Below are 24,867 nucleotides of genomic sequence, written 5' to 3'. Positions count from 1 at the left end.
AAAATTAAGCTAGTAAGACCTATGAAAAAATTGGTGCTATTACTTTTATTGGGATTGATTTCCGTTGCAAATATACAGGCTCAAGACGAGAAGAAGGAGTACTTTGATTTATTGATGCTGTACTTGGATGCCGATTACGAGAAATTGTTGAAGAAGGCAGAAAAGTATATGGATAATGATAAAACCCGTAAGGATGCCCTGCCATATCTTTATGCGGCAATGGGTTACTTCGATATTAAAGACAATGAGGAGTTGTCTGAAGTGTATAAAAATCCATTAAGGGAGTCTCTAAAATTGGCTACAAAATTTGTCCGTTACGATCGGACAAATGCTTACGCCGAGGAAGGTGATGATTTTATTGCCAAACTGCGAGCTGAAATTAAAAACGAGGCTATTTTCGAATTAAAGGAGGGGAAGGACAGTAGAGCCCAGTATTATTTTAAGCAGCTGTTAAGGTTGGATGAGAATGATTACTCGGTAATTTATATGCAGCTACAGTTGGCGGCCAGAGAAGGGGATACCTATACTCAAAATGAGATGCAAGCCGAGTTCAATAGAATGATTGAGAACGTTACGGACTGGTCTAAAGAAGCTTCGGATAAGAAAAACTTCCTTGAGTATGCAATGCTTGAGCATGCGGACTATCTCAAAGAGAAGGGGAGAACTGATGCTGCTCTAAAAGTGGTTACCCAATTAGAAAAATTTGTGGGTGTAACCGCCAAAACAACGGAATTTAAAAAGTCTAATTAGTCTGCATCTTCTTTTTGCAATAGCCCAAATAAAGTAGCCCGGGTAGTAGAAGAAGGTCCGTTATCACAGCCAAGAAAAGGGTAATGCTAACCAGTAACCCTAAATAAAAGGTACTTGCAAAGGATGAGAATACCAGTGTAATAAACCCTGAAAAAAGAATTAAGGAAGTGATAACTATGGCCTTTCCAGCGCCCAGATAGGTGTTTTTTAAGGCAATTATTAAGGGTTTATTTTTCCCAAGTTCTATTCTAAACTTTGCAAGAAAATGAATGGTATCATCTACCGCTATACCGAAGGCTATGGTAAAGATGATTGCTGTGGAAAGTTTTAAGTCAATGCCAAATAGGTACATAAGCCCTCCGATTAAAATAAGGGGGATAATGTTTGGAATGAGGGCAATGAGAACCATTTTGGGAGACCGATATAACAATCCCATCAACAGACCAACTGCTGCAAAGGCGATTAATAATCCCAGCAGCATATCTTTAGATAGACTTTCGTTGTTCTTGTCTATCAACATGGGCATTCCAGTTTGTTGAAACTGCATGCCAGTTTCCTTGCTCAATCGGTCGATATAGGCATTTAATTCTTTGTTTTTTTCTCGAAAGATAGCTCCACCAAGATCCACCACGTTTCCAGAAATTCGAAACTCCCCAGTTTGTCTGTCTAACAATTGAGAAATTTTTGGGTTGTTTAACCCACGTTTTAGTAGGGGCTTTATTCTTTCAAAAGTACTGGAGTCGGGAAGGGAGTAGTAGGTTTTGTTTCCACCCATGTAAGCTCGGTGTGCCAAATAAATTGCGTTAAGCGGACTTAATACATTGTTTACCCCATAGCTTTCCTCCAAATAATTAATCATGCGCTCCATGGCCACGTAACTATCATAATTAGTGAAAGAGTGCATGGATGTGTCAAAATTCCCAGCTAGCTCAAAGGGCCGAACGCCTCCAAATTGCTCTTCAAAAAACACGAAGTCCTGACGGTGAGGATCGCTCTCGGCAAGATCTTCTAATAAGTAATTATTGATTTCTAGTCGCGAAATTCCATACAACGAAGCAGCTACTATCCCAGTGAATAAAAGGAAAAGGATGGGGATATTTCTGAGCGAAAAAGTAAAACCACGTATTAGAATTTTATCCCAAAACTGATTTCCATTGGCTTTTTCCAATAGTTTTTTTGGTTTTGGAAGGAGGATTAGAAAAGCTGGAAAAACACTAAAAGCAAATACAAAGGCCAGCATTACTCCAAGCGCCGCAAACCAACCAAAATTGGCAATGGGACCAATGCTGGAAGTGAGAAGCGTAAGAAAGCCAATGCAAGTGGTTACCGAGGTTAAAAGCGTAGCTAAACCAATTTCCTTGTATGCCGAGATAATGGCCTTTATTTTGGTTTTTCCAGACCTTAATTCTTGAAGATATTTTTCAGTTAAATGCACTACATCAGATATGCCCACAACAAAAAGGATGGTGGGTAAAATGGTGGACAAAACGCTAATGCTGTATCCGAATAGGGTGATGAGTGCCAAATCGGTTAAAACTGTAATGACAACGATTAACATGGGGAGCCATACTCCCCAGACTGAACGAAAAGAAATAAATAAGAAAATTCCCAAAAGGAGAAAGGAGGTTGAAGCAAAAAATGCCAGCTCCTTCCCCATGGTTTTTATGTAATAATTCTGACCGTAGATTTTTCCCGCCATCCGATATTGATTGGGGATATTGTGGTCGAGAATAGAGGTGATTTCGCTTAAAAGGGAATCGGACTTTACTTTACTTAGATAGGGCTGGTGTTGTACGAGGATGGAAATGGATTGGCGGTCTTCAGAGATTAACTTTCGATCTAAAAGTGGGTCGGAGAAAATCTCATATCTGTTGAGTTCTGGGTTACTGGGAATTACAGATTTATTTTTGGCGCCAAGGGCGGAGCGCACAGGAATTTTCAAAGAAAACGGACTCAGTGTAGAGGATACCTTGGTTAAAGCATTTAAATCCTTTTCCACAGCTGCAACGGCCGATATAAAATCCTCATTTAAAATATCACCAGATTTAGGCTTTGCAGCAATGAGCAAAAAATCGTTGTCGGTACCAAACTTTTCTCTATACTCGAGGTAGAAATCTAAGGCAGGGTCGTTTTGAGGGAAAAATCGCTCGAAATCGTAATCCAAGTTTAGATTCCGTAGCGTAAATGCTGCAAGAAGAACCAGAAATCCTGCTGCAAATAGTACTTTGCGAGCGTTTTTTGGGGTAAACCACTTATCCAACCGAAAGAAATTTTGCTTTGTTGACTAAACTACGTTTTTACCTGCTGCTTGTTTTCACCATGTGGTCTTTTTTTTCCTTGGCACAGGAAAAGGCGGCGGTTGATAGTAGCAAAAGTACCAGTATAATCCCTTTAATTTTTTACACTCCAGAAACTGGGTTTGGTCTAGGCGCTGCGGGAATTTATTCCTTTACGTTAAATGATGCTCCATTGCAATCTGAAATTCAATTGGGCTTGGCATACACTACCCTAAAGCAAATTCTTGTATACGCCCCTTTCCAATTTATGGGGTCGAGATGGAGAATAGAGGGCGAAGCAGGATTTTACAGATATACCTACGATTTTTATGGGGTTGGGTACGAACAGGGGATGTCTATAAAGGAAAAATATCGAGTGCAATATCCAAGGATACGAGTATCTGCATACCATCGATTCAAAAACTTATATCTAGGGGCTAGGTTAGTAGGAGATAACTTTAAGATGTTATCTGTTGAAGAAGGAGGACTTTTAGAAAAGGATCGATTTCTCGGTTCAAATGGAGCTGGTTTTCTGGGAATAGGTCCGGCTGTAGTATGGGACAACAGAAACGATAATTTTTTTCCAAACAGTGGTAATTTGATCAGTGCGAGCTTTGTATCCTTTCCATCTTCATTTACTAGTTACGGTGCCTTTACTAATTTATCTATAAGCGTATCGAACTATTTATCGTGGAATGACTTAGTATTAGCAAACCAAGTGGGATGGGAATCCGTAAATGGAGCAGTTCCTTTTTACCAGATGGCGAGCGTAGGTGGAAGTAGAGTTTTACGGGGATATTATGCAGATCGTTTTAGGGATCGCTTGGCGGCATTCGCGCAAAGCGAATTACGATATAGACCCAATAGATTCGGGGCTGTTGCCTTCGTCGGTATTGGAGCGGTTGCAAATACCTTTGATCAATTCAAATATCAGGAGCTTCTGTATACTGGTGGAGTAGGATTGAGGTATAAATTGCAGAAAAATTCAAACATTAATTTAAGGTTGGATCTTGGGTTTACCCAAACCGGTGAATCCAACTTTTATTTTACCGTATTGGAGGCTTTTTAGTGAGTAAAGAAATAAGCTATAGCATAATAATTCCTTGTCTAAACGAGTATCCAAACTTAACTCGTTTACTACCTCAGTTGGTTCAATCATTTGAAAATAGAACTCATGAGATTATAGTGTGTAATGCGACGGCCTGTAAAGATACGGAGGGCCTATGTAAGAAACTAGGGGTTGATTTTGTAGAGAGTAAGGCGCAGTCTAGGGCTATTCAAATGAATAAGGCTGCTGCTATAGCAAAGCACGAAGTTCTATATTTTATCCATGCCGATACAATGATACCCCAAACAGCGGCTAGCGACATAGAGTCTGCTTTGAATGCAGGCTATGACTCAGGATGCTATCGTTTTAAATTTGATAAGGATGTAATCCCGCTTATGATAAACTCCAGTTTTACCCGTTTTCGAGGACAAATGTTTAGGGGAGGAGATCAGACTTTATGGGTTAAAAGAGAGCTGTTTTTTGAAATTGGTCCGTACGATGAAGAGGTCTTTTTGATGGAAGAATATCCCTTGATTAAAAAGTTAAAACAAAAGGCTAGTTTTACGGTCATGCCAAAAGCGGTAGTTGTGTCGAGTAGAAAGTACGATGGCAACGCGTATGTAAAGGTTAACCTGGTTAATCTTTTGGTATTTATTCTGTTTCATTTGGGATATCCAACAATGAAACTGAGAAAACTATATTCTAAAATGTTACAAAACTAAGCCCGAAATGCAGTTTTTTTCTGGGGTTCAACAAATAGGTATTGGGGTAGAAGATGCCTCAAAGGCATACGATTGGTATAAAAACAAATTTCATTTCAGTCTTAAGTTCTTCGATGATGTGGCAACAGCTTCATTGATGACCGATTATACAGGTAATAAAGCCGAAAAAAGAAGGGCTATTTTGGCTCTGAAAAAGGCCGGTGGTGGCGGGTTAGAAATTTGGCAGTTTAAGGACAGAAAACCTGTAGCCCAACCCATTATCACTCCACAATCGCTCGGTATTTTAGGTGCAATATGTGGCGATCTGCCACGTACAGAAATTTCTGCAGATGTTCTTTGGACAGGAAGTCTGGGGGTTAAGGACCCCTTTGGAAATGTTTTTGTTGCTGGTTCGGATATTCCGGGAGGAAAAGCTGGAATTCGCGGAGCAGTTATAGCGGTAAGTGATTTAAAGGTATCGGAGTCTTTTTATTGTGACCTCCTTGGGTTTAAAAAGTTTAGGGAGGAAGAACATTTATGGGATGGTATTCCGTGCCAGGTAAATAGCTATGTGTTGGAAGGAAAGCCAGCCTTGTTTTCCGGACTTCTTGGTAGCATGGAATTGAAATTAGTAGCTGTGGAAATCGATGCTAAAAAGCACCATTTCGAAAACAGGTACTGGGGAGATCAGGGATTTATACACCTGTGTTTTGAATGTCCAGGTATGGATAAATTCGCAGACAGGGCAAATGATTCTGGGTATGGTTTAAAGGTGGATAGTGCAGAAAGTTTTGGGATGTCTGATGCTGCAGGACGTTTTGGGTACATCGAGGATCCTGACGGTACCTTGATAGAATTGGTAGAAACGCATAAAATTCCAGTAAGTAAAAAGCTTGGCTTAAGCCTAGATCTAAACAAGTATAAAAGCAAACCTATTCCTGCATGGATCTTAAAGGCGATTGTGAATTTCGCTTAAAGAAAAACGTAAACTTTTTTTGGGAAAATATTGGGCAAAAAAAAGGGCCTCTTTTGGAGGCCCTTCCTAGACATCGACCCTACCACAAATCGATATCTAGTTCTTTGTTATATCAAAGATAGAAGCTTTTTTTATTTCTGCAAAAAAAATCTCAAATTTTTTTATTCGATGCTCTACAAAGGACTAGAGTGACCTGCTTATCCTTGTATTCAGGGTAAATTACTTCCATCATCATGTCTGTTATCTTGGAGAGGGTATGGCTTTCCAAAACCAACTGTTCAAATTTATTAACTGGCTTTTTCATGAAACTAACTTAGGTTTAGTTTCGCACAGCACTCTCTGATAATAGATGATTAGTTCTCTGAGTTCGATTAATGGAGTAATCAATTCCCTTTGGTCCCACATTGTAATTAATTACCTGCCAGTGGATTAGTGTGGCCAACATGAATTCCGTTTCTCGATTACTTATTTTGAGTCCACGCTTTAAAAAGCTGAATGAAAACGATTCTCGGTTTTCGATTTCCTTTAGAAAGCGGATAAACCTGGGTTCTAGATTTAGTGGTTTTGCGGTGGACCTTTTCATTCCCAGCGCTTTTACCACCACAGAATTTAACATGAAATTTTCATCATGAACTCTTTCGTATGCGCGCCATTTTAACTCTGGGTTCTTTGCCAGAACTGGTTTGGTTTCACTTTCTGCTATGGTTATGATTAAAACCTGTTTTCCTGTTTCCAGCGAAGTTTCGGCACTAAAATCTAACGTCGGTTTACAATACATTTCAGCGGCAGCCTTTATCATATGATACTCTTCGTCAATGGATTTTAAGCCTGCCACTTTACCGTTGTCTTTTACCCCAATAAGCAATCTGCCCCCTTTGGTATTGGCAAAGGCACTAAGGGTAATGGCTATTTTTTTAGAATCGTCAATTCTTAGTTTAAAGTCTTGCTGATCGTGCTCTCCTTGAGCAATTAGAGTGGCTAATGACACCTGTCCTTTTTTTTGTTCAACCCGAAACTTTAGCGATTGTTTATTACCGCAGAACAACCGGTTTCTATATTGGTAAGTATATAAATTCCTTTTTTCAGTTCTTCCACGGGATAGCCTGTATAATTTTTTCCATCTATATGGTAAATGAGAAGCTGGGCGCTACCCTTTTTTAATTCTTGGATCAATGCCGAAATGCATTGACGGTCTATTTCACCTTTTTTAATTATGGATGTAGTGGGATGGTACTCAAAGGGTCCAATATCAATTTTCCCGCTAATATCAATTCTATTTCTGTCGTAATAATCCAAGGGGTTGTGCAAGGAAAGTGGAGTCCCTTGGTTTACTGTAAACCCATTTTGCCTTTGATCCAAGCTGTCGTTTAAGTAGTAATAGTTATATAGGTTGTTCTCCTCAGTAATATGATTGGTTGCATTGAGGGTTAAAGGTGCTCGAGGGGTGGAAATAATATCCTCTATTTTTTTGCCATGTAATGAGTCGTTGTAACTGATAATATTATTTACGAAGATAGCATCTGATAAATCGCTGCCTAGGATGCAATGAAAAGCCTGAAACCTAGGGTTAGCGATTAAATTGTTATTGACCTGAAGGTATTTCGCTTCGCCATGATCTATACTCACATAGATGCCAAATTGCCCTCCATTTCTACTCGAATATCCTGGGTTAAAAATGATGTTGTTTTCGTAAAAGAGAGAATCTCTTCCCATAGAGAAAATCCCATTACCCTCTCCATTTAGGACTATATTGGAGTACACTTCTCCACTAAATCCACGGCCCGTTATAATCCCGTTTTTCTGAAATGATTGGTTTGATCTACTATCGGATAAAACGGTGTTATGGTGTACTTTTCCATTGAGGGTTGATGACATTTGTATTCCATCCCAACCTGAATTGACAACTGTATTGTACGCAATCTCACCGTTTAAAATAAAATGAGGCATCAATGTGGTGTCCTTTCCGTTGCAGTTAACCTTAAGTCCATTATACGCAGTGCTTCCAAAATAAATGCCCTCGGTACCTGTGTCGTGAATAAAGCAATTGAGAATTTTACCACCAGATTGAACAAACTTTTCTCGTGTGGAATTAAAGTCGCAATTGGGGTCAGTTTTGGCAAGAATGCCTGGAGATTTGGTTGGACCAACTTCAATACCATTCAATTCCCACTCTTCGGAGAGGTATCCAACCCCAATTCCCGAACCATTCGGAACCGCTACTTTGATGCCATGCAATTCTCCAACCTTTTGCCCGCTTAGGATAACGTGTTTAGAATTTTGAATGCTTACTCCAAAACCAATTTCACTGGCAATGTTAAATACAGATCCCTTTTGGTTGGTAAATACAATGGGAGCCTCTTTGGTGCCCGCAAAGTTTCTGATAATTAAAAAGCTTGCACTACCCTGTAATATAATGCTGTCCCCGGGAAGGATGAAATTATAATTATCCTTTCCGTCAAGAATTTGTTCCCCATTTGGAAGCAAATATGTTTCCGCTTGTAGGGTGTAAAAGGTGCTAAGTGTAAATAGGTAAAATAATAGGTTCTTCACTATGATCTTTTCACTTTTTCCCAGGCGCCACTCTGTATTCCATTTATATAACGAAAAGCTCCGTGCAACGCGCAGTAATTCATTAACGAAATATAAAAGGGAATATTCAAGAAAAAAGGAGCTTTTCGATTAGCGATATTGATAAATAATCCAAAAAGTGATGCGATGAAATAAGCAACAGAGGCAACAGCTAAAGTGATATAAACAAGATTAGGGCTTACAACAGCTTGATAAATGATGTAACAAGGGAGGAGGAAATAAAGAAGGGGGATAATAGTCCATCTCAATACACGGTGGGCAATAAAAAGATAGCACACTTTCCAGTCTCGAATTGGGTTGAATAAGTCTTTAAACATAGCCATACTCTGGTATCCACCTGCCGCAATTCTTATTTTTCGTTTTATTTCTTCCTTAAAATTAAGGGAGCCAAACTCGGTTGCTAGAGCTTTTGGTACGTAACTTATTTTTTTTCCTTGTAACAGAACGCTTGCGGCTTCGAAAAAATCGTCTAGAAGAACATTTTCGGGAATGGTGGTGAAATTTTCTTTTTTGATGGCAAAAAGTTCCCCAACTGCCGCCACCAGGGTGTGGAATTCATCATCCCTCTTCTTTAAGTAGGATTCATATTTCCAGTACAGTCCTTCACCTGCTGAGGCGTTTTCGGCTTCAGACTTTTTAATCACTTTTTTCTCGCCGCTGCTCATGGCGTACTCATCGGAAAGAAGAGGTAACACAATTTCTTTGATAGCCCCTTTATTGAGCATGGCGTTTGCATCGGAAAAAATTAAAATATCGTGACTAGCGTATTGTGCAGCTCTATTCATGGCAGCACCTTTACCTTTTCTACTTCCGTTATTCTCGTAGCGAACTTTAAAACCACCTACTATTGTTTCGCTATCATCATTGCTACCATCAGCAGCAATAATAATCTCTAATTTATCAGTTGGATAATCACAAGAAAGGGTGTTATTTATTTTGTCTTGGAGAAAATCTTGTTCGTTATAGGCCGGGATGATAAAAGACACTGCTGGCCATTCCCTAGGGATGGTATCAGAGAGTTTTTTTCTCCTTGGAAGAGGAAGGGCGTACAATCCATACCCAAATAAAATGATAGAAAATGATAAAATCAGGAACCAATCCAAGATGAAATATTTTATTTGTTGCAAATAAAGCAACATATACCCTCAAATTAAAACCATGACGGATTTTATAAGTATTGGCGAAATTTCAAGGGCTAAATCAGTAGAAGATTTGCTAGACCCGCGTATCCAAATTCTAACGGATTATAACGAGCCAGAGGATATAAAACGCTTCCTTTTCATTGCAGATCACGTTAAGGAGCTAAACCTTTCAGTACCCAAGGTTCTCGACGTAGGCTGCGGTAATGGTCATATTAGTATTGGTTTAGCGCGTTTGGGGTGCGAAGTGACTGGAATTGATATCGATGCGCAAAGTATTGCTACGGCTAATGAACATTACGGAGAGTTGGCCAATTTTAAGGTATTGGATGTTGCTGAGTTGGGTAAGTTTTTTTCACCTGAACATTTTGATCTTATTGTTTGCTCCGAAGTTTTAGAACACTTGGAGCAGCCAACGGAAATGGTGAAACATTTATTTCCATTCCTTTCAAAGACAGGAAAATTGATTGTTACCACTCCAAATGGGTTCGGTCCAAGGGAGGTTACTGTTACAAAACCCGTTCAGAAACTATACAAATTAGGTTTTGGAAGGATTATAGCTATGGTAAAAAGGCTAATGGGTTACAGGGGAGCTACGGCTCAAAGTTCTAACCCAGATCTTACACATATTCAATTCTTTAGAAAGGATGAATTAATAGAGGTTGTGAAACAAGGAGGAGCGTTAAAGCTTATTGAATTTGGTAATGCTAATTATGTGGAAAAGGCTTTTCCACAATCCTTATGGCATAAATCCAACATGGAAAAGAAAGCTAAAGACTGTCTTCGGGCAGATCAACTTCCAAACGAAAAGGCAAGTGGTTGGAATACCGCTTGGAAAAAATAATTTAAACTCGTTTGTAAATCGCCATAAGTTGTTTGGCGCTGCTGTCCCAGTTAAATTGGTGGGCTCTCAAATAGCCTTGCTCAACAATCGTTTCCCGTTCTTCTGAGCTTTGATTTAAAACTTGTATTAAAGCTTTTTTGATATCCTCTGGTTTAAGAGGGTCAACAAGAATTGCGGCATCTCCAGCCACTTCGGGCATGGCTGCTACACCGCTTGTAATTACTGGAACTTTAGAAAGGAATCCCTCCAAAATGGGGATGCCGAAGCTCTCCCTTTTTGACGGATATAAAAAAGCAATGGCATTGGTTAAAATGCATTGTAAATCTTTATTGTGGATGTAGGAGGAACAAAAAATGAAGTCTTTAAAATTTTGGTCCGCTCCATTTTCTAGAAACCACTCATTTAACCAAGACGCAGGATAGTCGGGTACTACTAGCTTGGGTGTTTTGTCTCCAAAGTCTTTCCATAAATTGTAGAAAGCCTTGAAAAGGTTACTTACATTTTTTTTAGGGTCTGTATTCCCCAGAAATACAAAATACCGGTCGGGTAATTGGTATAGCTCCTTGGCCTTGTTAATCTCCTCATTTGAAGGAAAAGACCAAAAATGATCGTTAACAGCGTTGTAAACAGTTTCTATTTTATCCTCGTGTTTTGGCCAACGGCGTTTAATATTCTCCTTTTCGTAATTACTTACCGTAATAATGCTTTTAGCTTTCTTTACGAGGTTGGGTACTATCCACCTGCGGTATAGATTACCGAATCTCTGATATAAACTACCATCCTTTAAGGGGTTTGATTCCATAAAGATGATATCGTGTAGGGTAAGTACCAGCTTGCTTTTTAGGAAAATTGGCGCGGTATTGGAGGTGCAGTGCAGCACATCAACCTTAAATTTTTTACAGTAGTAGGGTAGAGCTATTTGTTCCCAAATTGGATACGGTAAATTGGGAATGTAGATAATTCTGAGGTTAGGTAAATGGGGTATGATTTTGTCATCGTCACCCTTTTTAGTGAAAACAATAAACTTATGATTGGGGTAGTTTTTACCCAAAGCATTAATGTAGTTAAGCGCAACGAAATCCATGCCATGTTTCTTGGCACGGGTTACACGTTGTGCTTCAATTGCTATTGTCTTCACTGTTTCCATGGTCGGTAACTAAGAATTTTTCCTTTGCCTTTTTAAAATCTTTACCCATCGAAAGGTAGTTCCATATTATCCTCGAGCCATTTTTAACCACCGCCATTGCAATTTTTGGAAACCAACTAATAGGAGTAACCCAGAAAATAGCTAATAGCAGGGCGGTGAGATTAACCAGTGCTAGTAGACCTAAATTTTCATTTAAAAAGAAGCTGAATAGTAGCGCGACACTTAAAAATATATGAAGAACTCTAGGGATAAGATACAGCTGTGCGTATTTAAGGAAGTCAGTAATCCGTAGACTAATGAGTGCTTTTAAAAGTTCTGCGAAAAGGCTTTTAGCCGTTTCAAATTGGGCGGAAACCCATCTGGTTCTTTGCTTTTGCAAAGCATCTATATTGGACGTTTTTTGATCTAAAACTTGCAGCTCAGGTAAGTATACCAACGGAATTCGTTGCTTAATAAGATAGTGCTCCACCCACTTATCAAATCCTCCAGTAACGTCTATTTTAGCATGTATGTTTTCAAATGAATCTGCTGGGGCAAGCATTCCCGATCCAATTAAAGCGGGGCGAATACCTAGCTTTTGCGCTCCTGTTCTAAACCATTTGTTATTCACCATTTCGCTCCAGGCGTCTAAGCTTGCGATGTCACTATTTTGATTTGCAGCAGTTCGCATAAACTGGTACCAATCTGCACCTTCCCTGTCAACACTTAGTAAAAAATCATGGAGGTTTTGTTCTACTAAGTGATTGTCTACATCCAGCAAAAAGATAAAGCTTCCCTGCTCAAGCTCTGTTTTTTCTAACCATTGATTTATTGCTCTCGATTTGGTTGGGTTTTCTAGTTGTACATCAAAGAGTACTACCCCAAGGGATTTCAGCTGAGATTTGGTCTCATTTTCTAACTGATCCCCAAGAACCACATATTCCCAATCAAGGGTAAGTTTGGATAGAATGTTAAAATTCTTTTCTACCGACTTTATAAGTACAGCATCGTTTTTATACGCAGGAATCAGGAAATGAATTTTTTTAATCGGTTTATCGGCCTTTTTAAATACTTTTTTTCTTCTGGGGTAGGAATTTCCGAGACTGAGGAGCAATAGATACAAACTGCAAGCAAGGCACCAAATCAATATCAGCGTTGTTATGGAAGTGGCTATTATTAGTAAGAGCTCCATTTTGAGAAAATTCCTTTAAAAGTACCCGTAAAAATATAGTCGGCTTTTTTAATTCGACCATTTAAAAGTGCTAAAAATCCTCTAATCATACCCGTTACGAAAAGGTAGGGTATAGAAATTAATAAGTGGGTAGTGGAAGTGTTATTTCTCAAATACCATATTCTATTTCTGTTTAAGTAAAAGGTTTTTGGGGTTTCGTTGTTATCCATGGTAAAGGAGCCTATATGGTAGGCCGTGCTCTTCGGTTGATACCAAATTTCGTATCCAGCCTTTAATAGTTTGGCCGAAAAATCCATTTCCTCGTAATAGAGAAAATACTTTTCAGCTATACCATTGGTTTCCTCCCAAACAGATTTTTTAAACATCATAGCCGCACCGTGAGCTCTGGGCATTTTGCGGGCTATATTATACTGTCCTCGGTCAATTTCATTATAGCCAATAGCGAAACCTCTTCCAGTGTATGGATTAATAGGAGTGAAACCAGCAAATTGAATTTTTAAGTCGTTGGTGTAAATAATTTTTGGAGAGACTAGTGCAACCTTTCCATCCCTCAAAGTCTTAAGAAGTGGTCCAAAAAATGGCTCATCATCCTTAAGGCTAACATCACTATTGAGGACACAGATATGGGGATGTTTAGCAATTGCGGCTCCCTGATTAATTCCACCTGCGAATCCTGAATTCGTTTTGCTGAAAACAATTTTTAGACATTCAGAATCTTGGATGCTGTCCGGCATCTTTTCGTCAGATAAATTATCCACTATAATTACCTCCGTATCAGAAATTTCATTCCGATCTAATATCGACTGTGCCAATTTTAGGGTTAAATCCCAGGTGTTGTAATTAATGATTATTACGGATAGCAATCTCTTTATTTTTAGTGATGTCAGTTGATAATATTGCGATGCTAATAATAATGATAATTCCAGTAGGTGCTTGGCCGTAGATTTGATTACCATAACTGGCCACAGCTATCCCGAAATATCCTGATACCATGGCATTTAAAATGGTTCGGTAAGGGGAGGGGTCCATAAGGTAGACTCGCCGGGCCCCATAAAAGGTTACCACTAGGATTAGGAATATATGTAGCGCAAGGCCAACGACACCTGTTTCAACCCAAATTTTAACGTACCACGAGTCTAGGGGAACATCTGCTAGAAATGAGTTGGGAGCAAATCGTTTCGCCCAAGAACCTCCAGATCCTATTCCTTTTCCAAAGGGTTTGTCTACTAAGTATGCGGCTAACAGTTTTTGATTTTCAATTCTTACTTGAAGCGAAGGGTTATTAGGGTCCAAGGCGGTTCGCATTCGCTGAATGTCGTATATACCAGAACCAATAGAAGTAAACTTTAGAAAGCAAAAGAATAATATCATGCCACTTAACCCGGCGGCAAATAGTCTAAAGTTTCTAATGATTAATAAATACAATAATCCACCTCCGGCTGCCACTGCAAAAGCACCCCTGGTTCCACTGATTACTAATCCATAAAAGGTTACTAAAGCGATAGCAAGGAAAATTGCTTTTTTCTGCTTAGAAAAAGGACCGGTAAATAAAATAAAAGCTACCAATGAAGCATGACACATTACGGCAGAATATTGGCCGGAGTCTGAAAAGAAAGAGAAAACCCGCAGTTTACCCCTAAGCATGTGGGTTTTACCATTGGGTCCATTAATCCAAGCGGTTTCGGCCCAATCTAATCCAATATATTTTTGCTTGATACCCCATAATGCTCCGAGGGTTGCTAAAATTAACCATGCTGCAATTATCCCCTTTATGTTCTTTTCGTCTTGAAGTAACCACAGACAGGCAGGAAGAAATAATATTGCGTAAAGAGACACCCCTCTAACTGCATAAAACCATGCAGCCATGGTTGGTGCAATTGGGTTAAATAGTTCTAAGAAGGTGGCAATAAACCATATTGCGGTAGTAGCAAAGCCAACATTGGAAAGTTTTGATAAAGACTTGTCTATTCTGGTGTTCAGTAAAGTCGCTACTAATGTCAGTGCGACGGTTCCGTCTATTAGTAATCCCCAAGTTCCGTCCTTGTAGCGAGCAAGGCCTAAGCAAAAGAAGGCAATTATTAGAGTAGAATAAACACCAATCATGGGTTTTTGTACTACCCAATAAACATAAATAAGGCCAATAGGAATGGCCATTAATGCTACGGCTGGAGTTACACCAAACTTGGTTATACAAAGAGATACAATAAGGGCAAGGATTAATGCTCCGAGCATTAAAACCAAGCGCTTAAATGTAGAGTCGGTTGCCGACATTTATGATTTTACTTCTTAATGAGTTTCCCAAACAATTTTTTGGTCGTACGTCTAATCCAGGAACGTTTTCTTGGGATTTCGCCATAAATCTCCTCAACCTCCCAAGGGTTCATATTATTAAGGATAATCTGCATTCCTTGTCTGTCGCCTGGCGCAGAGTTAAGGTTGTGAAGGTAATCGTCACTTTTTGTCCATTCCCTCGTGGCATCCACTACTTTTAACTGGATATCCAAATCATTTAAAAGGGGAAGTGGAATTTCGCTGGATACAAAAGCGGGGAAAATAAATATTACAAAATCCTCCGTTCCAGATAGCTGCAATTTCTCCGCAAGCTTTTTTCTAACTCTGTTTAAACTTGCAGTTTGTTCCGATGAAAAGGTGAGGAAATTAAAAAGTAAGTCTTTGTTGTATTGAACGAACTTTTTACCCGGCTTGGGGGAATAACATTTGTAATTAAACATTAAGCGATCTAATTCATCGCAAAGCATTTCAGCAACAAAGTGTTTCCCTTCAGATTCATGATTACTTGTAATACCAATGAATTTTGTTTTGGTAGAGGATACAGGGTGCTGAGCAAAATAAGCGAGGATGGAGTTTCCAATATTCAGCTTTTGATTGGATTTTAATTCTTCCCAGTCTATTTCGTTGGTATCGTAATTATAGTGTGGAACAGCGGCAATTACCTCGTTGTTGGTAAACTGCTTAATTCTATCAATGCTCTTAATAGAGTTATCTAGGTAGGTTACTATAATTAGTATAGACCCAAAAAGGATGAAGGTTACAAGGGCCGCAAGAATAACCAGCTTCATTCTTGGAGATGGTTGTGCATTTTGCGGTACAAATGGGGGATCTACAATGCTAAGTGCATTGGTTAATTGGGTGTCTTTTAACTTTAATACTGCTGTTTGATAGGATTGTAGAACTGCTGCGTATTCTTTTTCAGCAAGTTCTGCATCCCTTTCCAATTGTTTAATAACAGTACCCTTTGGACCAAAGTCTTCAAAGGTTTTTTCAAAACTCTTAATTCTGTTCTGGATAACTTTGATTTTGGCTTCCGCTCTGTTAAGTTCAAGGGTGGTTTCCAACCAAGTGTTCATTAATTCTGGCGGAGTCATTCCAGAGCCTACTCCAGAATTGAAGGTTTTAAGTTGTTCTTTGGATTTAGATTTAAGGTCGCGGTATTCTTTCTTTAAACTTCGATAACGAGTATTGGATGTGTCGCCAATCATTTCTAGTGAGGCGATTTTTGCGTCTAAACTGGAGAGTTGTTCTGAAATTGGCGTCAGCTTTTTATTGAATAGATATAAGGGTTGCTGATTGTTAATTCTCGATTCAATTTTTTGTAAGGCTCTTAGTGCTGCCTCCTTTTGACTTTGTTGATTATATAACTCCGCTTGTGCCTCTTCTTTTTCGTTGGCTATGCTTTTGGTTTGCTCATTAAAATCGATGATTTTGTTCTGAGACTTGTAGTTTTTAAGTCGTTCCTCCGAAAGTTTTAATCTATTGCTAACCTTATTTAGTTCCTGCTCATAGTAATCTACCACACTTTGAGCTTCTGCATTTTTAATTCCTAGGTAGGTGTTTCTGAAGGAAATAACGAGATAGTCGAGTGTTTTTTTGGCTACAACGGGAATATTCGATTCGAAAATGAGCTCCAACATATCCGAACTCATCTTTTGCTTAACCTTAAGGGTAGAACGGATTTTGTCTATGTTGTAATTACTGGGTACCGACTCCACAAACTTAACTAGTTGGGGGTCTAAATTATTTTGATAGGCGTTTAATAAATAGTCCGCCATTTCTTCCTGAGAGAATTCACGGGCTTTTTTTAAGATGTCTTCACTAAGGCTTTTAACCAACAGTTGTTCCTCTTGATTCCATGCTCTTGTATTATAGGATTCTCCGGTGGTTAACCTCCATGCTAATAGGTTTAGAGCAGTATTTTCTAAACAGGTTCTCGAGTTGATAGATGCAATTAAGTTGTCGAAATTTAGCATGGTTCCAAAGCGGTCTACTTTGGACATAGGGTCGGATAATACGTCGTAACCAGAACCAACAGCTGTGTAAATAAGCGTATTGGTTTTATAAGTGCGCTCGATGTCGCGTGTAAAATAAACAGTAAGCACCGCGGCAATTAGCGGCATAAGAATGGTGTATTTCCACTGCCTAATAAATAATCGAATCCAGCTGAAAATATTCATTAACGTCTATTTACTAAGTTCACTAATTCGGTTCCCATTATAATTTCAAATTGGTAATAGGATTGATAAAACTGGGCTCTAGCATTCTCGTAGTCTACTCGCATTCGATATTGAATCTCTAGTATTCTTGAGAACTCGTTAATGGTAATTAATCCAGACTCAAATTGGTTCCGGGCGTTTTCCAAATTCATATTTGAGTTTTGCAGGCCCTCGGTTGCAATAAAGAATAGTTTTTGTGCCGAAATTAATTGGTTGTAACCTATCAGTACTTCCTGCCTTACTGAACGTTGGGTTTGATCCATTTTTAGTTGTTCAGCCTCGTGCGCGAGTTTGGCCATCTTAATCTTTCTCTTTCTTCCAACTACATCGTACAAGGGTAATTGAACGGTAAGCCCATATCTGGCTCCGTTTGATAGGCTAGAGGTTGCGTTCGCATCGAAAGTTGAGGTAACTAAAGCATTTTGTGATCCTTGAAAATAGAATCCAGTCCCATAGATGTTTCTGGTCCATTGCACTTTTTCGTGCTTTACATTGGCCCATTCTATTTCTGCTCTCTTTTGTTGAACATCAATATCAGGATTGTTCCTTATGGCAATTTCAATTAAAGAATCCTTTGGCAAAAGTTGTTCTTCAAGAGGCTCATCTATTAGAAGAGGAGTTCTTGTTGTCACCATTTTGTCAACCATAAGGCTGTCGGCTAACATTTTTCTTTGCTCTTCCGTAAGCGTGCTTTGTTTTTCGATTTTAATACCCGGTTGATCTTGGGCGTTGAGGAGGGATGGCAACATAAGTATTGCCATCAGGATGGGGAACTTATACATTTTCCTTCTGGATTGCAGCAGGTAGGGTTTTGAACAAGATTTTGAGATCCATCCAAAAGTTATATTCCAATGCATATCTATTATCGAGCTCAACTCTTTCTTCATAGGACATATTCGGTTTCCCCCTTTTTGTAATCTGCCATAATCCTGTGATACCTGCTGGGGCCATAAATCGTATGGCTAAAAAATCGGTTGTTAACTTTTCCGCTTCGTAAAGTGGAAGGGGCCGATTTCCCACAACAGACATATCACCAATTAAAACATTGTATAACTGAGGTAACTCGTCTAAACTGGTTTTACGTATAAACCTACCAATTTTTGTGATTCTAGGGTCATTTTTGATTTTGACAAACGTATTATTTACCCCTTCAGTCTGTTTAAATTCGCGATATAATTTTTCACAAACACGACCTTTATCAGTAAAAACCGTACGCTGACAAGCCGCAGAATCCTGCAAACACTGCTGGCATTGCACTCCCACTAAATCATTTATGTCGGTATCTTCTTGTTTGTATTGGTTGTTTTGTTGTTGTAATTGTTTTAGCCTTTTGTCCGCATCGGGGTACATACTCCTAAACTTCCAAAAATCGAATACTTGATAGGAGGAACCCACTCTTTTCGAAGAGTAAAAAATGGGTTTGCCAGATTCAATATAGATGGCTACAATTAACAATAATAGGATAGGGGAGAGTACCAGTATTAAACCGGCTGCAAAGCACACATCAAAAATGCGTTTTCCCCTTGGTATTTTGTAAGAATAAAAGGATTTACGAATACTGGCAAGTTGCTTACGCCTATCATCGCTTAAGTGAAGATTTAGAAGTTCTTCTTCGGCATCCGAAAAGTCTTTTTGAACTAGCTTGTCGAAACGAAAAACAGCAGAAAACCCATATTTTTTCGCTTTTTCAACCCTTAGAAATTTGCCGCGATGTACGCCAACCAATTTAGTTTTTGGTTTGGATAAGGCAAGGGAAGTAATGATTTTCTCGTAGGATTCTGGAATCCTTTCCAGGTTTATAAATATTAATTCAACCAGCCCTAAATCCACGTGCATAAGGCTGTAAATACTCTCTAGATTTTTCACTTGATGACCAGGTCCAATCCACTCTCTTAGATGAGATAGGTTGGGCTCCTTAAAGCCTATCAACAGAATATTTCTAGGGGTATCAACCATGCATTCTGGAAAAAATTCTTTTCATTCTGGCCTTTAATTCCAGTGGGTTAAATGGCTTTACTAGGTAATCATCTGCCCCATCTTCCAGGCAGTTGATTTTCTCCTCCGTACTGTCTTCTCCAGATAACACTACTATAGGAATTAAGGGGTTCACTTTTTCGAACTCACCATTTCGAATTAATGGAATAAGTGTTTTACCACTTTCCCCATTTAAATTTAGATCCAAAACAAGCGCATCAATTGCGTTTTGATTAGCGTACTCAATGAATTGACTTTTTTCCAGAAAAGACTCTATGCTGTAATCATTACTCAAATTGAGTTCGATTATCATGGAGATTGAGGGTTCGTCATCAACTATGACTAATTTTTTCTTCATAATTCACCAGCTGCGCTCTGAGTAGATTATTTAAATGTTTTAATTCGGAAGCCAAAGTATCAATTATGATGGCATTTTCATCATTAAGTTGTTCAAATGACCGTATTTTCTGATAACAATCTGCTACCCTATCTTGGTCTCCTTTTGATATAAATAAACTTATTTGCCCCTTTATGGCATGTGCAGCATCCACAATGTCTTTCACATCCTTTTTTACAAGAGCCTTTTCCATTTGATCTATTTTTTCCGGTAGACCGTCGCAGCAACGTCCAAGTATTTTAACAATGGCTTCCGTATTTCCTTGGGTTACCTGCTCGATGTAGGTCATGTCTAGGTTCCAACTCCAGTTCAATGCTATTAGTTCTTTATTAGGTTTTTCACTTTCTTTTTTAGGGAGTTTATTGTTGGGACTGGTTAGAATTTGATTAATGCATTTAACCAAATCACCTATGATAAATGGTTTGGGTAAGAACCCGTTAAAACCATTACTAAAAGCCGCTTGTTTTTCCTGCGTTGTAGCGTCTGCAGTAAGTGCTATGATAGGGAATTGTGGATAGAGTTCTGGTTGTGATCTTATTAATTTGATAGCGCTTGTACCATCCAGCCTAGGCATTTGTATGTCAAATATACCCAGATCGAATTTTGGATTCTTTTTAAGAATTTCAAGTGCCTCGATACCATCATTGGCAATTTGATAGTCAACGTTTAATTGAGCAAATACCTCTTGCATCAAAAGCTGGTTGGTGGTGTTATCCTCGGCAAGTAGTATTCTTATTCCTGGGGGAATATGGTTAAGCGCCTGTTCGAGAATCTTTTTCTCCTTCTGTATTTTTGAACCGATAGCTTCAACTTGGATGTCTACAAAAAAGGTTGACCCTTTTCCTTTTTCAGATTCTAAGCTTATTTCCCCATTCATGAGATCTACAAGACCTTGAACAATAGCTAATCCCAGCCCGGTTCCACCAAAATTTTTAGTTATCTCGGAGTTTGCTTGCTCAAATGTTTTGAAAATCTGTTTTTGAGATTTTGGATCTATCCCAATACCGGTATCTACGATTTTAAATTTAAGTCGGGCAAGATTACCTTCTGTTGGCTGGCTGGCAATTTGAAGGGTTACGCCACCATTTGGGGTGAATTTAATGGCGTTATTAATCAAGTTCATTAGTACTTGATTAATCCTGTAGAAATCACCTTTAAATACCTCGGAAGGATTTAATTCATTTTCAATGTTGAAGTAGATGTTTTTCTCTAATGCAATGTTTTTGAATAAACTGTTTTGGTATTCTATCAGTTTTTCAATTGAAAATTCCTCCAAGTGCAGATCTATTTTACTGCTTTCGATCTTGGACAGATCTAAAATATCATTAATGAGTTTAAGAAGTGTGTCTCCACTGGTTTTTATTGAACCGAGAAGTTTTTGTGCCTCCGGATTCTCAATCTTTTGCTCAAGTATTTGGGAAAAACCAAGGATAGAGTTCAGCGGGGTTCTGATTTCGTGGCTCATATTAGCCAAAAAGAGGTTTTTAGCACGGGTATGCTGCTCTGCTTGCTGTTTGGCTTCTTGTAGTTCTATTTCCTGTAATTTTCTCTCGGTAATATCCTGAAAGATCCCCTTAATTATAGGTTTGTTGGTTGCGTTAACTTCCCTTTTACTGGCAAACCCCTGAAGGTGAATGTAATTGGTTTTACCATCTAAAACTATCCTTGTGTCACAACTAAACTCCTTACCCTCAAGAGCTTTGGTCATTTCTTGTGCGGTGTGATCGATGTCTTCGGGGTGAATTTTATTAAGAAATACATCGAAGGGCATTTCTAGCTGTTCTAGATCGAGGATATTTTTACTTTCTGGCGTTAACTTAAGGGTCCACTTTTCAAAATCGTAAGACCATGCGGCCAGTTTAGCCGATTTGATGGTATTTCGAAGTTCCTCCTGGGTTTGTTGCAGTTTTACAATACTTTCCTTTTGCTCCGTAACATCACGGATTACAACCAATTGTCCTGCGGCTTTTCCACCCAGGTGAGCCAGAGTTAGCTTTAGATATATATTCTTTCGGTCTGGGTTGGTTACCCTTATTTCGCAATCAAATTTGTGTGCATCCTCCTTCAGGAAGAATATCCTTTCTCCATCAATGAGCTGTAAATTACTCTCTGGATCTATTTGTTCCGGAATTTCCGTACCGAGAACTTGATGCAGGTATTTACCTAATGCATTATGGTTTTCTACCTCTAATAACTCGCTTAAACCCTTACTTAGCTCAATAATCTTTCCCTCAGCATCTAGTACTCCAAATAATATGTGTTTAGAATTTAGAATTGAGTTATGCAGATTGTTTTGCTGGTGGAGCTCAGACTCTAGACTTTTTCTTTGGGTAATATCTCTTACCGCCACAAGTTTGCCTCTAGCTCCCTTATGAAAAGCAGATTTTCTATTTACCTCAATAAAGATTCTTTTACCGTGCTTGGTTTTGGCTTCTACCTCATAGGTGGTAACGGAGGGATTATTAAATAAGGAATCCCAGTCTTCATTTGGGTCTAGAATAAGAAATTGATTGGATTCCTTGTTTATAATATCCGAAACTTCTGCATCGAAGATCTTGGTGTACATCTTGTTGCAGTCCACAATTTTACCATCAATTTCCAAGGCAATTCCTTCGAAAGAGGAGTCGGTAAAAAATTTAAATCTTTCTCTTTCCTTAATGAGTTCATGATCGAAGTATATGAGCTCATTGATGTCTTTGGCCGTTACAAACCAGTTGTCTTCTATACAGACCGCGGTAAAAGAAAACCAGATTAATTCCTGAGTATTGGAGATAACTCTGGCGCGCCAATCGTTTATGTATTTGCGTTCTTTAAGTTCTTGGTGTAGATCTTTTTCACTTTCGTTAAGATCTTGGGGGGATAAGAATTCTCCAATATTCTTATTTAAAAACTCCGCTTTACTGTAACCTAAATGTTTTTTGAATCCCTTGTTCCCGTATAGAATGGTTCCCTTTTTGGATAGGATCATATATACATCCGAGGAAACCAAGCTTAACTTCATGAAAGCAGTAGCTTCCACAGAATTTAAACTGTTTAGTAGTGAAAGGCTATTCATCGGAGGGAATTTTAGCGAATATCAGAAGAGATAGCCTTCATTTTTCGACAATTTGAATTTGTGTGGAGGGAGTTAAACATTTTCGGCTGATAATGGATGTCAGCTATGATACGATTAATAAACCAAACCAATTACAGGGTTTAGATACCAATCGGTATTTTGCGTGCCATCAGAATTTACCCAATTGGTGAATTCAGGATATGCTGCGTTAATGGCAACCCTAGATCTAGGATGTAAAAATCCATCAACTCCATGAATTTCCATTCCCCATGGGAAATTATCCTTTGTTCTATACCATCCCTTTATTTCAGATTGGTCCTCCTTGGTGTTAAACAATGAGGAGGTCGCTGCATTGGTAGGAGGAATTCCTGGTAAATGCACCTCTAATCCTCTATTCTCAAATCGGAACATAAAAATATCCGGGATTACTGAAGAAGCATCTATTTTGGCACCTTTGGTAAAATCTATTTCAACGTTTATTGTTACAGGGTCTCCATCGGGTCCTTGTCCGTCATTCTTATAAACTTCCGACCCTAAATATTCGAAAATGTTGCTGGTAATTAAGGCCACGGATGGATCACTACCATCAATAGAAGCTCCTTGAAGATTTTCATATATAGACCCAGCGTAGCGGGTGTAGGAGTCTCCGGTTTTTTCAAGGAACTGAATACCAATTCCGTTAAGATGCCCAGCGCCGATAGCGTTTATGGTAATTTCAAAATTTGCACCAGTAATTTCGTTTTTGGAGTTGGCTTCAAATTCCACCTTATATTTTAAAACAAGGTCATTGAAATCGTAATCTCCTCTCGATGGCCAAAGATCCTCGTATGCGCGATAAGCATAGCCAGTTGATGGATAGTTGAAGATTGCTGCAACGTCTTTATCTCCTTTTTTGTCATCATTCCCATTGCTAACCCCGTCATCATCGTCATCCCCATCTGGGTCTGTACTAGATTCAATTCCTTTTAAAACACAGGCATCTTTCAATACAGTTGTTGCACACTCTTTAATTTGGGCTTTATCCGCAGTGCTTGCGTTATTGGTTTCAATTCCGTTGTTATCGCAGATGTCTAAAAACCCTTTGTAAATATCAATTCCAGAATTAATGGTTGTGTTGTTTGCAACAACGAATACTCCAACTCCTGTTCCAGAACCCATATCGAATTTTCCACCGTTGATGGTAAGGGAGCCATTGTGAGTGATGGCCTTGTCTTCAAAATTAATAAGGGAACCGCTATTGTAAATACAATTGCCGGTAATGTCTATATAGCTGCTGTTATAAAGCTCACCATTCGATATAAGGTTGCCAGCAATTTCCAAGGAACAAAAGTTCTCAATTTTCCCTGAATTATTGAGATTAACGTTCCCCGAAAAGATTAGTCTACCCGCATTACTAAGATTGCCGATTACATTACCTCCTCCAGAAAAACTCATACTGGCATTCGCGAAATTCTGAATTTCACCAGAGCTATTTAGGTTTAAAGAGCCGGAATTGGTCCAACTCCCATAGTTCTCAACTTCTGCGGACAAATTAAGGTTGGCTGCCAACTCCACAATACCGTGGTTGATAATCTTAGTCTTTTCGTTAATGTTAAGATTGCTTGCAGAAAGTCTACCGCCATCGTTTATGATGATTATAGCACCCTTACTCCCATTAACCGTTAAGTTAGTTAAGGCAACATTAGCACATATGGTAACCGATCCTTGGTCGGTAAATTTTATGCTACCAGAAAAGCTAGAGTTGATACATATGTCCTCTCTTTTTCCTACAATAATATCCCCACTACTTGAGTTGATTATGCGGTCGCAATTACTTGGGTTACAAGATGATTTTCTCGATGAGGTAGATTCTGATGCATTGGGTTGAGGTAATGGTCGGCTTAATTCGGTACTATTTCTTACAACTATGTTTTCGTTGTCGGTACTAAATGGAAGGAAAATATTTGCTTTGTTGCAAAACAGGTAGGCACTGTCAGTTCTTGCGCTAATCTGCTTATCCAAACGAAGGCTACTTACTGTACTAGGTTTGAAAAATTTCTGAATTCTATTGTAGTTTTTGTCTAAAATTTCAAGAACCAGAAATTGTGTCGCAAAATCCCCTTCAAATGTTATTTGTGGATTGAGACTTTTCGATGTAGCCCAGCTGAAATCATCGCTAGCTCTAATCTCATCTACAAAATTAGTAGAACGATTGGAGTCCACTGGGACCGTATATTTTTTGCATGACAATGCAATGCATAATAGACTGAATAGTGAAACTATAATGGTCTTGCTGTTCTGCATGATCGG

The 24,867-nt window shown here is 38.9% G+C and carries 20 protein-coding genes; 5 read left to right on the top strand and 15 right to left on the bottom strand.

The window, feature by feature from the left end; all coding sequences use genetic code 11:
• The first annotated feature begins 21 nt into the window (after positions 1 to 21).
• Positions 22 to 750: a hypothetical protein gene (locus FRX97_RS09745; RefSeq protein ID WP_147015023.1), complete on the top strand. Its 729-nt coding sequence runs from the start codon at positions 22 to 24 to the stop codon at positions 748 to 750.
• Here the strand turns inward: FRX97_RS09745 and FRX97_RS09740 are convergent.
• Positions 743 to 3,010, bottom strand: a complete 2,268-nt coding sequence (locus FRX97_RS09740) for an efflux RND transporter permease subunit (RefSeq protein ID WP_147015022.1) — start codon at positions 3,008 to 3,010, stop codon at positions 743 to 745. The genes FRX97_RS09745 and FRX97_RS09740 overlap by 8 nt on opposite strands.
• A 20-nt stretch (positions 3,011 to 3,030) precedes the next feature.
• Between FRX97_RS09740 and FRX97_RS09735 the strand changes: the two genes are divergently transcribed.
• The 3 genes from FRX97_RS09735 to FRX97_RS09725 are packed head-to-tail and all read left to right on the top strand — an operon-like array spanning position 3,031 to position 5,751.
• Positions 3,031 to 4,095, top strand: a complete 1,065-nt coding sequence (locus FRX97_RS09735; RefSeq protein WP_147015021.1) for a BamA/TamA family outer membrane protein — start codon at positions 3,031 to 3,033, stop codon at positions 4,093 to 4,095.
• Positions 4,095 to 4,796, top strand: a complete 702-nt coding sequence (locus FRX97_RS09730) for a TIGR04283 family arsenosugar biosynthesis glycosyltransferase (protein WP_170227097.1) — start codon at positions 4,095 to 4,097, stop codon at positions 4,794 to 4,796. Before FRX97_RS09735 ends, FRX97_RS09730 begins: the two co-directional genes overlap by 1 nt.
• Positions 4,797 to 4,803: 7 nt before the next feature.
• Positions 4,804 to 5,751 (top strand): VOC family protein, encoded by a 948-nt coding sequence (locus tag FRX97_RS09725; protein WP_147015019.1) that lies wholly within the window; start codon positions 4,804 to 4,806, stop codon positions 5,749 to 5,751.
• Positions 5,752 to 5,902: 151 nt separating this feature from the next.
• Here the strand turns inward: FRX97_RS09725 and FRX97_RS12270 are convergent, their stop codons facing one another.
• Genes FRX97_RS12270 through FRX97_RS09710 form a run of 4 tightly spaced genes read right to left on the bottom strand, consistent with a single transcriptional unit; the run spans position 5,903 to position 9,443 of the window.
• Positions 5,903 to 6,055: a hypothetical protein gene (locus tag FRX97_RS12270; protein ID WP_170227096.1), complete on the bottom strand. Its 153-nt coding sequence runs from the start codon at positions 6,053 to 6,055 to the stop codon at positions 5,903 to 5,905.
• Positions 6,056 to 6,070: 15 nt separating this feature from the next.
• Positions 6,071 to 6,739: an AlbA family DNA-binding domain-containing protein gene (locus tag FRX97_RS09720; protein WP_170227095.1), complete on the bottom strand. Its 669-nt coding sequence runs from the start codon at positions 6,737 to 6,739 to the stop codon at positions 6,071 to 6,073.
• Positions 6,740 to 6,768: 29 nt separating this feature from the next.
• On the bottom strand, positions 6,769 to 8,301 hold the full coding sequence (locus tag FRX97_RS09715) for a right-handed parallel beta-helix repeat-containing protein (RefSeq protein ID WP_147015017.1): 1,533 nt from the start codon (positions 8,299 to 8,301) through the stop codon (positions 6,769 to 6,771).
• Positions 8,301 to 9,443 (bottom strand): glycosyltransferase, encoded by a 1,143-nt coding sequence (locus FRX97_RS09710; protein ID WP_170227094.1) that lies wholly within the window; start codon positions 9,441 to 9,443, stop codon positions 8,301 to 8,303. The genes FRX97_RS09715 and FRX97_RS09710 overlap by 1 nt, the downstream gene beginning before the upstream one ends.
• Before the next feature lie 55 nt (positions 9,444 to 9,498).
• Here FRX97_RS09710 and FRX97_RS09705 point away from each other — a divergent pair, with 55 nt between their 5' ends.
• The gene (locus FRX97_RS09705; protein ID WP_147015015.1) at positions 9,499 to 10,323 is read left to right on the top strand and encodes a class I SAM-dependent methyltransferase; all 825 of its coding nucleotides are present in this window, start codon (positions 9,499 to 9,501) and stop codon (positions 10,321 to 10,323) included.
• A gap of 1 nt (position 10,324) precedes the next feature.
• Here the strand turns inward: FRX97_RS09705 and FRX97_RS09700 are convergent, their stop codons facing one another.
• The 10 genes from FRX97_RS09700 to FRX97_RS09655 form a co-directional block, all read right to left on the bottom strand.
• Positions 10,325 to 11,470, bottom strand: coding sequence for a glycosyltransferase family 4 protein (locus FRX97_RS09700; protein ID WP_147015014.1), 1,146 nt, complete (start codon positions 11,468 to 11,470; stop codon positions 10,325 to 10,327).
• The gene (locus tag FRX97_RS09695) at positions 11,442 to 12,641 is read right to left on the bottom strand and encodes a glycosyltransferase (protein ID WP_147015013.1); all 1,200 of its coding nucleotides are present in this window, start codon (positions 12,639 to 12,641) and stop codon (positions 11,442 to 11,444) included. The genes FRX97_RS09700 and FRX97_RS09695 overlap by 29 nt, the downstream gene beginning before the upstream one ends.
• Entirely contained in the window at positions 12,626 to 13,504 is an 879-nt protein-coding gene (locus FRX97_RS09690) for a glycosyltransferase family 2 protein (RefSeq protein WP_170227093.1), read from the bottom strand. Before FRX97_RS09690 ends, FRX97_RS09695 begins: the two co-directional genes overlap by 16 nt.
• The gene (locus FRX97_RS09685; protein WP_147015011.1) at positions 13,482 to 14,912 is read right to left on the bottom strand and encodes an O-antigen ligase family protein; all 1,431 of its coding nucleotides are present in this window, start codon (positions 14,910 to 14,912) and stop codon (positions 13,482 to 13,484) included. The genes FRX97_RS09690 and FRX97_RS09685 overlap by 23 nt, the downstream gene beginning before the upstream one ends.
• A gap of 8 nt (positions 14,913 to 14,920) precedes the next feature.
• Entirely contained in the window at positions 14,921 to 17,113 is a 2,193-nt protein-coding gene (locus FRX97_RS09680; RefSeq protein WP_147015010.1) for a GumC family protein, read from the bottom strand.
• On the bottom strand, positions 17,113 to 17,934 hold the full coding sequence (locus FRX97_RS09675) for a TolC family protein (protein ID WP_170227092.1): 822 nt from the start codon (positions 17,932 to 17,934) through the stop codon (positions 17,113 to 17,115). Before FRX97_RS09675 ends, FRX97_RS09680 begins: the two co-directional genes overlap by 1 nt.
• Positions 17,927 to 19,108, bottom strand: a complete 1,182-nt coding sequence (locus tag FRX97_RS09670; protein WP_147015008.1) for a sugar transferase — start codon at positions 19,106 to 19,108, stop codon at positions 17,927 to 17,929. The genes FRX97_RS09675 and FRX97_RS09670 overlap by 8 nt, the downstream gene beginning before the upstream one ends.
• Positions 19,101 to 19,484, bottom strand: coding sequence for a response regulator transcription factor (locus FRX97_RS09665; protein WP_147015007.1), 384 nt, complete (start codon positions 19,482 to 19,484; stop codon positions 19,101 to 19,103). The genes FRX97_RS09670 and FRX97_RS09665 overlap by 8 nt, the downstream gene beginning before the upstream one ends.
• Positions 19,459 to 22,578 (bottom strand): PAS domain-containing hybrid sensor histidine kinase/response regulator, encoded by a 3,120-nt coding sequence (locus FRX97_RS09660; protein WP_147015006.1) that lies wholly within the window; start codon positions 22,576 to 22,578, stop codon positions 19,459 to 19,461. Before FRX97_RS09660 ends, FRX97_RS09665 begins: the two co-directional genes overlap by 26 nt.
• Before the next feature lie 114 nt (positions 22,579 to 22,692).
• Positions 22,693 to 24,861 (bottom strand): LruC domain-containing protein, encoded by a 2,169-nt coding sequence (locus FRX97_RS09655; RefSeq protein WP_147015005.1) that lies wholly within the window; start codon positions 24,859 to 24,861, stop codon positions 22,693 to 22,695.
• Positions 24,862 to 24,867: the final 6 nt, after the last annotated feature.

This window comes from Luteibaculum oceani (assembly GCF_007995015.1).
In the GTDB taxonomy this organism is placed as follows: domain Bacteria; phylum Bacteroidota; class Bacteroidia; order Flavobacteriales_D; family Luteibaculaceae; genus Luteibaculum; species Luteibaculum oceani.
The sequence above is the reverse complement of the archived record's forward strand: the minus strand, read 5'-3'. Positions and strand labels throughout refer to the sequence as shown.